Origin of the sequence: Chthonomonas sp., from assembly GCF_035294165.1 — a bacterium.
Classification (GTDB): domain Bacteria; phylum Armatimonadota; class Chthonomonadetes; order Chthonomonadales; family Chthonomonadaceae; genus Chthonomonas.
The window spans coordinates 1-8,226 of sequence record NZ_DATGLN010000037.1; the positions used below are offsets into that span (position 1 = coordinate 1).

Consider the following 8,226-nt stretch of genomic DNA (forward strand, 5'->3'; position numbering starts at 1 on the left):
TGAGGTCGTTATTGAAGTCATCGGTGGTGGTATGGTGGAAGAGGAGGAGGTTTCTGGCATTATGGAGGTAGAAGCCTTCGTCGGTGAGGAGGGCGCTGCTCCAGGAAAGGCGAGGATAGGCATCGCTGGATAAGGCGTAGAGTCGTACGAAGAGCATGAGGCCAGAGCAGAGGAGAAGTAGGAGAGGAAAAGCTTTTCGCCGATGAAAGGCGATGGCTTTCCATGTCGGTATATTCACTATGTGTTGCAGGTTCGGCCTCACTGACTCTCCGAATCCTTAGGCGGTTTGGTGTGATAGAGGGTCATAATGTACTTCGCGGTAATATCGTTGATGTGTAGAGGCCCCCAAAAGCGGCCGTCGTCGCTGTTGTTGCGATTATCTCCTAAGACGAAAACGCAGTCCGAAGGCACTTTTAGCGGCTGAAGGACGGCGTAAGGATAGTAGAGGTTCGGATTGCTAACTGGGATGGTCGTGTAGTTTTCCTGCAGCGGTTTGCCGTTGATATAGACTGTGTTACCGAGTATTTGCACGGTCTCACCGGGCAGGGCCACGATTCGTTTAATAAGAATCTCTCCGCTCTTAATTGTGGCTGCTTCGGTGCCGGGGAAATTGGCGGCGTCGCGCTCTTGAGCCGCCTTAGTGAAATGGAAGGTCACTACATCCCCACGGGAGGGGAGTGTGCCAAAAGGGTAAGCGGCCCACGCCCGCATCAGCAGCACATGATCACCCGGCTTCAGCAGTGGCTCCATAGAGCCGGAGGGGATGTAGCCGGTGGTGAAGGCCAAGGCCGAGTAGCCGAGCACTAACAGCAGAAAGAGCGAAAAGTAGTAGCGGTTTCTCCTTTTTAACTGCAACTCTTTGGTGCTGGCGTTTGGCGTTAACCCTGTGTTATCACGGTTGAAAACGGTCATTTTTCTGCCTCTACCTTCTCTAGAATCTCGATGAACTTACGGAAGAGGTTGGCACTATCGTTAGGCCCAGGAGAGGCTTCAGGGTGATACTGAATCGAGAAGATGGGTAGCTCGCGGTGGCGCAGCCCCTCAACCGTGCCGTCGTTAAGGTTAATTTGGGCAACTTCCATGCCGTCGCGTAGTTTATCAGGATCGACAGCGTACCCATGGTTTTGTGAGGTGATGTAGACGCGGCCGCTTTGCAGGTCTTTCACCGGATGATTACTGCCACGATGTCCGAACTTGAGTTTGAAGGTTCGGCTGCCAAAGGCGCATCCTAGCAGTTGATTACCGAGGCAGATCCCCATGATCGGTTTGCGTTCGGCCAAAGCACGCACGGTGTTCACGATGTAGCCGAGATGTGCTGGGTCGCCAGGTCCAGGCGAGAGGACGATGCCATCGGGGTTCTCTCGAAGAATCTCGGGTGCGGTAGCCGTGCAGGGGTAGACGGTAACCTGGCAGTTCAGCGCAGCCAAGTTACGCAAGATGTTGTATTTTACGCCGCAATCAATTAGGGCAAGGCGCCATCGCGCTTCGCGCGAGGCCTTAAGGGAATCGAAAGGAGACGGTGCCTTATCCCCAGGGTGCCAGCGATAGGGTTGTTCGGTGGTGACAAGGCGGGTAAGGTCTGCCGATTCGTAGCGTGGGGTAGAGTGCAATCGTTCGAGGGCCTGTTGTGGGGTCTCCTCGGTGGAGATGGTTCCCATCATGACCCCTCGGATACGCAAGGCACGGGTAAGCGCACGCGTATCTACTTTAGAGATGGCAACGATCCCGCGCTCCTTGAGGAAATCGTGAAGATTCCACTCGGCACGCCAGTTGCTAGGTGTCTCGGATACCTCACGTACCACAAGGCCGCTTACCTGTACCTTGCGCGACTCGAAGTCTTCGGGATTGATGCCGTAGTTCCCGATGAGCGGATAGGTGAGGGTAACGATCTGATTGGCGTAGGAGGGGTCGGTAAGAATCTCCTGATAGCCGGTCATGCCGGTATTGAAAACCACCTCACCTGTGGTGTATCCACCGGCTCCTAACGATTCGCCTTCAAAAACGGTTCCATCTTCCAGAACAAGGATCGCTTTACTCATATCTTTCTTTCCGGTTTATACATTACCTGTTAAGATAGCTCTCCGTAGACTTGCTCGCCCTGTATGAAAGTGGCCACTACATTTAGGCGTTCCCATTCGGAAAGGGGAACCTGCATTGGGTTATCGGAGAGAACCACGATATCGGCCCATTTCCCCGCGGAGAGGGTGCCACGGTCATCATCGGTACGGGTAGCGTAGGCAGGGCTGGCGGTATAGGCATAGAGGGCGACTTCGACCGAGACCCTCTCTTGCTCATTAAGGACGACCCCAGAAGGGGTTTTGCGTTCCATGGCGGCGCGAATGCCATCGAGAGGAGCGCCCGGAACGACGGGGCAATCGGAACTGAAGGCCTGGGCTACCCCTTGGGCTTCGAGCGTTGCATAGGGGGAGAGCGCGTTGGCTCGTTCTGCACCGAGTGCCGCGATATAGGCATCGCCAAGCTGCATAAGAAATTCTGGCTGACCGATAGCCCAGATGTGCTGGCGTCTTAGGCGCGCGATAAGATCGGGGTTGAGGAGCATACAGTGCTCGATACGATGGCCGGGGCGTGGGCGCGGGTGAACGCGTTGCGCCTTGGCATAGCAGCGCAGAACAAGGTCTATGGCCGCATCTCCAATAGCGTGGGTGGCGATCTGCCAACCCTTCTGATGAGCCGCTAGGATATAGGCTTCTAGCTCTTCAGGCGGGTGAAGGTAGAGACCATAGTTGTCGGGCATGTCCTGGAAGGGTTGTGATAGCCGACAGGTGCGGGTGGTGATGGCACCGTCGGAAAAGAGCTTGGCCTGCCCAATGTGAAACTGGTGCCCGCTGACATCGGGATGGTGAAATTCATGAGGAGGTGGTGGGTTGTCGCCGGCGGAGCGCATAACATCGGCCCAAGCGATCATGCCGTTGACGCGCACCTGAAGCGCTTTGTTGCGCACCGCTTGGGCGTAGACCTCGATCTCTTCAGGGAGCGTATTGGCGTCGGAAGCGGAGGTGATGCCACGCTCGATGAGGTAGCGATTGGCAAGTTTCAGCGCTTCGATCTGTTGTGATCGCGTGGGTGGAGGAATGATCTTGTCGAGATTTTGCCAGCTAGCCGTTTCAAGCAGGACACCGTTTGGCTCGCCTTGGGCATCGCGTACGATGGTTCCCCCGATGGGGTCAGGGGTTTCTCGTGTGATGTTTAAAAGCTTGAGGGCGTGGCTATTGACGACGGCCGCGTGGCCGGAGGTATGCTCGATGCGCACCGGCCGGTCGGTACAGACCTTATCGAGATCGTATCGCGTGGGATGTACGGGAGGGACGAAGCGGTTGTGGTCGTAACGATTGCCCAGAATGCATGGCGCGTCTGGTTGTTCTTCGAGGCGCTTGCGCAGAAGCCGAACGATGTCGTCCACCGATTTGGCCACAGATGGCGAGAGATCCACTTGCATAAGCGCAAGGCCTAGAGGCAGAATATGCATGTGACAGTCGAAAAAGCCTGGAAGAAGCGTTTTTCCTTGAAGGTCAATCTGTCTGGTTGTGGTACGCGCAAGAATTTTGACCTCCGACTCCCGTCCAACGGCAAGGATACGGCCATCGGGCCCGATCGCGAGGGCTTCGGCCACGGGGTTTTCCGGCTCCATCGTGAGGATGGTGCCCCCGCTGAAAACCGTTTGCGCTCTGCTAGTCATGCGAATTCACCTCTATTTTTCTGCCGTTCAGCAGGGTGAAAAGAGGTTTCCCTTTCACGACAGCTCCATGAAACGGCGTATTCTTTGACTTTGAGTGAAGTTTGGCGCGGTCAATCGTCCATTCGGCGTCGAGGTCGAACACGGCCACATCGGCAGGGGCATTCGGTTGAAGCGTGCCGAGTTTGTGTGGAAGCGCCAAAATGCGTGCCGGGTTCCAGGTTAGCCGCGCGAGAAGATCGTTAAGGGTCAATTTGCCGGGAAGCACGAGATGGGTATAGCTCAAGGCAAAGGCCGTCTCAAGCCCTACAATGCCGAACGGAGCGGCTTCAAACTCCGTCTCTTTCTCATGAGCGGCATGAGGAGCATGGTCGGTGGCGATGCAGTCTATGGTGCCGTCTGCCAAAGCCTCTTTAATCGCCTCACAGTCTTGTGCGGTACGCAGGGGAGGGTTCATTTTGGCATCGGTGTTGTAGCCGAAGCAGGCCTCCTCTGTGAGTACCCAGTGATGGGGGCAGGCCTCGCCGGTAACCGGCAGGCCTTTTGCTTTGGCTTGGCGCAGAATCTGCACGGTTCGTGCCGAGGAGATGTGCAAGAGGTGAAGACGACAGCCGGTGTATTCGCAGAGGAGGATATTACGTGCTACGGCAATATCCTCGGCGACCCGCGGCATACCGGCAATGCCGAGCACGGTAGCGACGTAGCCTTCGTTCATGGCTCCGTGTGCGGTTAGCGATTTGTCCTCATTATGAGTCAGCAGCGGCAGATCAAGCATGGCACAATACTCCATCACCCTACGCATCGTCTCGGCGCTTTGGATGGGGAAGGCATCGTCGGAGATGGCAATGGCACCGGCGGCCTTCAACTCGGCCATCTCGGTTAACTGGCCTCCTTCCATGCCTTTGGTGGCCGCCGCGATGGGGAAGACCCTGGCCAAGCCATACTGTTCGGCCCGTTCACGAATGTAGTGAACAACCGGGGCGCTATCTATGGCCGGGTTGGTGTTGGGCATGCAGCAGACGGAGGTGAACCCGCCTGCGGCGGCGGCACGCGTTCCGCTTTCAATATCTTCTTTATATTCAAAGCCAGGCTCACGCAGATGGACGTGGATATCTATCAGCCCTGGGGTTACAAGCAGGCCGTCCACAGGGATCACTTCATCGGCTTGGCGAGTTTCGCCTGGGGGTGTGATGCCCACAATGCGACCGTCCTCGATAAGCAGGTCGCCCACGCGGTCGAGATTCTGTGAGGGGTCGAGAATGCGCCCTCCGGCCAAAATAGTTCTCAATTCAGCTCTCCTCAGATTGGGGCACGCCCATCAGTAGATAGAGCACGGCCATGCGAACGGCGATCCCGTTGGTCACCTGTTCGGTCACAGCACAATGCTGTCCACACTTGCCATCGGCGACCTCGGCAGATATCTCCACGCCCCTGTTCATGGGGCCGGGGTGCAGCACCAGCACATCCGGCTTGGCGTAGCGCAGGGTGGAGGCCGAGATGCCGTAGAGCCGAGAGTATTCCCGAAGCCCTGGCAGCAGCCCTCGGTCTTGACGCTCGGTCTGAATGCGCAGGACATTCACCACATCGGCCCCTTCAAGCCCTGCTTTGAGGTCGTAATAGACGCTTACCGGCAGTTGTTGGGCATCTTTTGGCATAAGGGTTTGGGGGCCGACAAGGCGCACTTTGGCGCCGAGCTTTGTCAGCCCCCAGATATTGGAGCGCGCAACGCGGCTATGTGCGATGTCGCCCACGATGGCCACGGTTAAGTTTTCGATGGTGCCTTTGTAGTGTTGAATGGTAAACAGGTCGAGCAGGGCTTGGGTAGGATGTTCATGGCGTCCATCCCCGGCATTGACCACGGGGGTATGCAGCAGCTTTGCAGCAAACTCTGGGGCGCCGGCGGCATAGTGGCGCATGACGATGCAATCGGCCTTGAGAGACTGTAGGGTAAGCAGGGTATCCTTCAGCGATTCTCCTTTGGCCACCGACGACTGTGCGACGGCGATGTTAATGGCTTCGGCGCTCATGATTTTGGCGGCCATTTCAAAAGAGGTGCGGGTGCGCGTGGAGTTTTCGTAGAAGAGGGTTACCATGGCACGGCCACGAAGGGTGGGCACTTTTTTAACCGGGCGCTGCAGAATCTCTTTGAAGCTGGCAGCCGTCTGCAGGATATGCAGGATATCCTGTTTCGATGTGTCACGCAGAGTCAATAGGTGACGCATACCCTAAGTTCCTTAACTTTGTTGCTAGGCGCCGCGCCTTTGCAGGAGGACGCGGTCTTCACCGTCGGTTTCGCTAAGGTGCACGGCTATATGTTCGTGCCGTGCGGTTGGCACATTTTTGCCGACGAAGTCGGGGCGAATGGGCAGTTCACGGTGGCCTCGGTCAAGTAGGACGGTGAGTTGGATGGAGGCCGGGCGTCCCAGATCGAGGAGGGCAGAGAGTGCGGCGCGGACGGTTCGACCGGTGAAGAGCACATCGTCAACGAGCACGACGCGCTTTTCATTGAGGTCTACCGGTATATCGGAGGGGGCGACGGCGGGCAGGCCTTTGGGGTTTGTGCCGTAGTCATCGCGATAGAGACCTATATCGAGGCGGCCTACGGGCACCGAGGTTCCTTCTATCTGATGAAGGAGTCGCGCGAGGCGCTGGGCAAGGGGAGCACCACGGGTGAGGATGCCGACCAGAACGAGGTTTTCAACACCTCGGTTTCGTTCGACGATCTCATGAGCAAGGCGGGTGAGTGCCCTTCGGATGTCGTCGGCATCCATAAGGGGCACCGTTTGCACGTTGTCTAAGGCATCCGTCTTTGGATGTTCGCTCTCCACGGCTCTGTCTCCTTGCGGAGGCGGAACGCACGACACAGCTTGCCACCATCCGCGATCTGGGGCCGGGGGAGGCGGAGAGGGTGTTGTGTCAATCCTAACCCAGCTTGTGGCCGGGCGCTAATGCATAGAATAGGATAGAACGGACAGCACATCCCTTGTCAGCCTCACCGGACCGACTTAAAGGTTCACGCTTTCTGTATCCGCTTTCGCAGACGCCTATCATTCTACCGCAAGACGGTCGTGCCATGCAAGCCCTCTAGTTTTTGCAGAAAAATAACTTTGAAGTCGCTCTCCTGAGTGTACAGGTTTGAGTAGGGAGGAGAGAAGTAAGGGGGTGAGAACTGGGTATCAAGCAGATTCTATGACAGTATAGGATAACTGCATTGCTATACAATAGCGTTCCCTATTGTGCTAGTACCCATCGGAAGCAAAGATAAAGACCATTCAATAAAGAATCTCACGCAATAGCCTAGAGATTCGGGAGTAGAGGGGCCATTTTGTTGTTGAGCGCATCGAAGTTCGGATCTACAAGGCTGTTACTCACAATGATGGTACTATTCGCATAAGCCCAGTAGAATGGTGGGGCGGATGGATTTGGTTGGAGAATGCTATTGAGGATATCTAGAAGAGGGCAGCGGGTGAAAGCAGTGCAGGATGGACTTATTTTCTCTTGAGGGAGGCCGACGATAACAATGTTGATTCCTGTTCGGGTTCCGATCTCTTCTAGAGCATGGCCAAGTGTCGTTGTTTTTGAGAAATGGAAGGTGCACCGTTGCAGCAGCGTGGCGGGAAGTTGGTGTCTTTTTTGAAATTGACCATAAAGTATTCTCGGTGGGTCTATTGCGATACAATGTTCCTGGAGTTCCTTTTGCTGTAGACATACGCGTTCCTCCGGCCAATCGTTAATCGTGAAGCTGAAGCCATCTAATTGGTAATTTCGTGCGAGGCTACAGCTCGGTCTTAATTTTAGGCCTATGGAAAAAGAGTAAAAACTACCATTATTATCCAGTAGCAACAATTGTCTTTTTGATAATCCGAGCGGAACAGGGCTAAGATCGCTTTCCGAGAGTAGAGAAGGAACGTTGTGGAGGGAAGAAGGGGATTGGGAGCAGACAGGAATGCGTATCGAGGTACTTTGTAGGCAAAGCCCTAACATTTTTACGAGGGCGTGCCCTATGACGGGATCGACGGGTGACCATGCTTCAGGAGGCAGTTTCTGAAGATAGTGAATGAGGTCTATCCCCACTTTATAAAGCCTCCACTCTTGTGAATTTGCCGGGTAGTAAGGAGCGTCAACTTGCAAAAAGTAGGATGGTCTGAGGTGATAACCGACGAAATGGGGACAGACAACTATCTCTCTGCCCAGCGCTAGACATAATATTTCTATTACCTTGTAGGTGGGTAGGCGACGTAAAGATATCTGGAGACTCGGATCCCCTAGTCTTGATGATATCCGCAATCTTCTTTGATGGCTTAGGTTGCCTGAGGGTAAGCCAACGACTCCGGCTACTACCGAGGTTTGGAAGGGGCTATCGTGTTCTAAAGTGATTGGCTTACCGACGCGTTGAGAGAGCAGATGAAGAAACCTCGAAACTGTTGTATGTTGAAAAGATAGGGTTATGACATGTTCTAATTGAGGAGTATTCGACCATTCTCTGGTTGAAGGGGTATCTAGGTTGATAGCTGCCGCAAGGAAAGGTGTGT

Annotated in this window: 7 protein-coding genes; all 7 read right to left on the minus strand. The window is 55.0% G+C overall.

What is annotated here, in order from left to right; translation table 11 throughout:
• Positions 1-258 precede the first annotated feature (258 nt).
• Entirely contained in the window at positions 259-912 is a 654-nt protein-coding gene (gene lepB, locus VKV29_RS01330; protein WP_324199492.1) for a signal peptidase I, read from the minus strand.
• Positions 909-2,039: a glutamine-hydrolyzing carbamoyl-phosphate synthase small subunit gene (gene carA, locus VKV29_RS01335; RefSeq protein ID WP_324199493.1), complete on the minus strand. Its 1,131-nt coding sequence runs from the start codon at positions 2,037-2,039 to the stop codon at positions 909-911. Before carA ends, lepB begins: the two co-directional genes overlap by 4 nt.
• 29 nt (positions 2,040-2,068) lie before the next feature.
• Complete coding sequence (locus VKV29_RS01340) at positions 2,069-3,697, minus strand: amidohydrolase (RefSeq protein WP_324199494.1); 1,629 nt, start codon at positions 3,695-3,697, stop codon at positions 2,069-2,071.
• Positions 3,690-4,982: a dihydroorotase gene (locus VKV29_RS01345; RefSeq protein WP_324199495.1), complete on the minus strand. Its 1,293-nt coding sequence runs from the start codon at positions 4,980-4,982 to the stop codon at positions 3,690-3,692. The genes VKV29_RS01340 and VKV29_RS01345 overlap by 8 nt, the downstream gene beginning before the upstream one ends.
• 1 nt (position 4,983) lies before the next feature.
• On the minus strand, positions 4,984-5,916 hold the full coding sequence (locus tag VKV29_RS01350; protein WP_324199496.1) for an aspartate carbamoyltransferase catalytic subunit: 933 nt from the start codon (positions 5,914-5,916) through the stop codon (positions 4,984-4,986).
• Between the two features lie 24 nt (positions 5,917-5,940).
• A complete protein-coding gene (gene pyrR, locus VKV29_RS01355) occupies positions 5,941-6,522 on the minus strand; it encodes a bifunctional pyr operon transcriptional regulator/uracil phosphoribosyltransferase PyrR (RefSeq protein ID WP_324199497.1) in 582 nt (193 codons plus the stop codon).
• Positions 6,523-6,991: 469 nt separating this feature from the next.
• Positions 6,992-8,226: hypothetical protein (locus VKV29_RS01360; RefSeq protein ID WP_324199498.1), on the minus strand; the 1,235-nt coding region annotated here is incomplete at its 5' end.

Coding starts and splice junctions, on each gene's coding strand:
- VKV29_RS01340 (WP_324199494.1), bottom strand. CDS start 3,697: ATGACTAGCAGAGCGCAAACGGTTTTCAGCGGGGGCACCATCCTCACG.
- VKV29_RS01350 (WP_324199496.1), bottom strand. CDS start 5,916: ATGCGTCACCTATTGACTCTGCGTGACACATCGAAACAGGATATCCTG.
- lepB (WP_324199492.1), bottom strand. CDS start 912: ATGACCGTTTTCAACCGTGATAACACAGGGTTAACGCCAAACGCCAGC.
- carA (WP_324199493.1), bottom strand. CDS start 2,039: ATGAGTAAAGCGATCCTTGTTCTGGAAGATGGAACCGTTTTTGAAGGC.